Below are 1,691 nucleotides of genomic sequence, written 5' to 3' on the forward strand. Positions count from 1 at the left end.
CCAATCGATCACCAATTTTATGGCCGTAACAAATCCAATCACATACAATTCGCCAAGGATCACCACAATAATATGGTTCGGTTCCATGAATTGACCAGATTCGGCTGCTTCCGGCCAAATGTTTTTGGTCACCAAAAAATAAATAAGTCCAGTTCTTATCATATAAACCAAAGCCAGCAAAAATGACAAGGACGCGATGTAATTCCAATACTGTTTCCGTAGGATGAATTTTGGAATCAAATAATAGATGTTGATATACACCAGAATGATGTGGATAGGGAATTCCACCAAGTTGGATTTAAAAGAATACCAGTAATCGTCGAAATAACTTCCCCACCTCACAAAATTAAAAATGAAGTATACCAACCAAAACATGACATGGTATCTGATGGGAATGGTGTCGCCTATTTTCTTTTTAAAAAGTGTAATGATTATTGAATTTGATTGGAATTTTTGAATAAAAACCCTGCTATTGTGCAGCAATTTTAGTGATATAATCAGTAATTAACAATTAAATTGATAAATCTTTATTTGGTTAAAATCGCTTGTCGAGTTTATCATGCTGTCTATGAGCAAAAGCATGTCGTTGATATAAATTCTTTTAAAAATATTTTTTTAATAGATAGTTTGGCAAGACTAAACAAAACGAAATAATTAAATTATGAAACAAAATTTACGCACACTTTTCTTGTTTTCTTTTTTGATGTTGACTGTCCAAGTGATGGTTGCGCAAGAAAAGGAAATTAAAGGAACAGTAACCTCCAAAGCAGATGGGCTTCCGCTTCCTGGAGTGAATGTTATCGTGGAAGGTGCCTCTAAAGGGGTTCAAACCAATTTTGATGGGCAGTATGCCTTATCCGTAAATGTGGGTGACATACTTCACTTTTCATATATCGGTATGAAAACACAAACGGTCACCGTTGGCGCAAATGCAACTATTGACGTGGCTATGGACGAAGCTCTAGAATCCCTCAGTGAAGTGGTGGTGACGGCCTTAGGGATTAAACGACAAAAGAAAGAATTGGGCTATGCAGTTCAAGAAGTTCAAGGTGACGACTTGAATCGGGTAATTACAACCAACGTAGCGTCATCACTTTCAGGAAAAGTGTCCGGTGTAGATGTGTCCATGCCATCCACCGGTGTGGGCGGATCGACCAGGGTTATTATTCGTGGGATTTCCAGCATTGGAGAAAACAACCAGCCTTTGTACGTTGTTGACGGGATTCCTATTGACAATAGTGGCCTTTCAAATGATAGTGAAGCCACCAGTCAGTGGTTCAATGGGAGTGACGATGGTGATGGGATTTCAAGCATCAATCCTAATGATATCGAAAGTCTTTTTGTATTAAAAGGCGCAGCTGCGGCGGCACTTTATGGGTCAAGAGCGTTAAATGGTGTTGTTTTGATCACTACAAAAAAAGGAAGTTCAGGACAACTTGAAGTAGAGCTTACCAGTGGTATCAGTGTCGATCTTGTTAACGCAAATTATAAGGACTTTCAAACCGATTACGGTTCTGGAACCAATGGCCGATTGCCAAATCCTGACAGAGGACCTTCAGAAGTTTATGGCTATACCACTAGCGCTTGGGGACCAAAATTCTCCAATAGTGTTGGACGATCTGTGGTGATTTTTGATGGCTCAACAAAGCCTTATGAAAGAGTCGATAATATCAATGATTTTTTCAGAACTG

The 1,691-nt window shown here is 39.0% G+C and carries 1 protein-coding gene and 1 pseudogene; one reads left to right on the forward strand and one right to left on the reverse strand.

Going from position 1 to position 1,691, the window contains the following annotated elements; translation table 11 throughout:
* Window positions 1-288, reverse strand: a pseudogene (locus VLZ86_RS11295) (histidine kinase); the annotation flags it as partial.
* Between the two features lie 373 nt (window positions 289-661).
* On the opposite strand from VLZ86_RS11295, the gene VLZ86_RS11300 reads away from it, so the two are divergent.
* The coding region (locus VLZ86_RS11300; RefSeq protein ID WP_325451371.1) for a TonB-dependent receptor plug domain-containing protein at window positions 662-1,691 on the forward strand (1,030 nt) is incomplete at its 3' end.

This window comes from Gelidibacter sp. (assembly GCF_035515035.1).
GTDB lineage: Bacteria > Bacteroidota > Bacteroidia > Flavobacteriales > Flavobacteriaceae > Gelidibacter.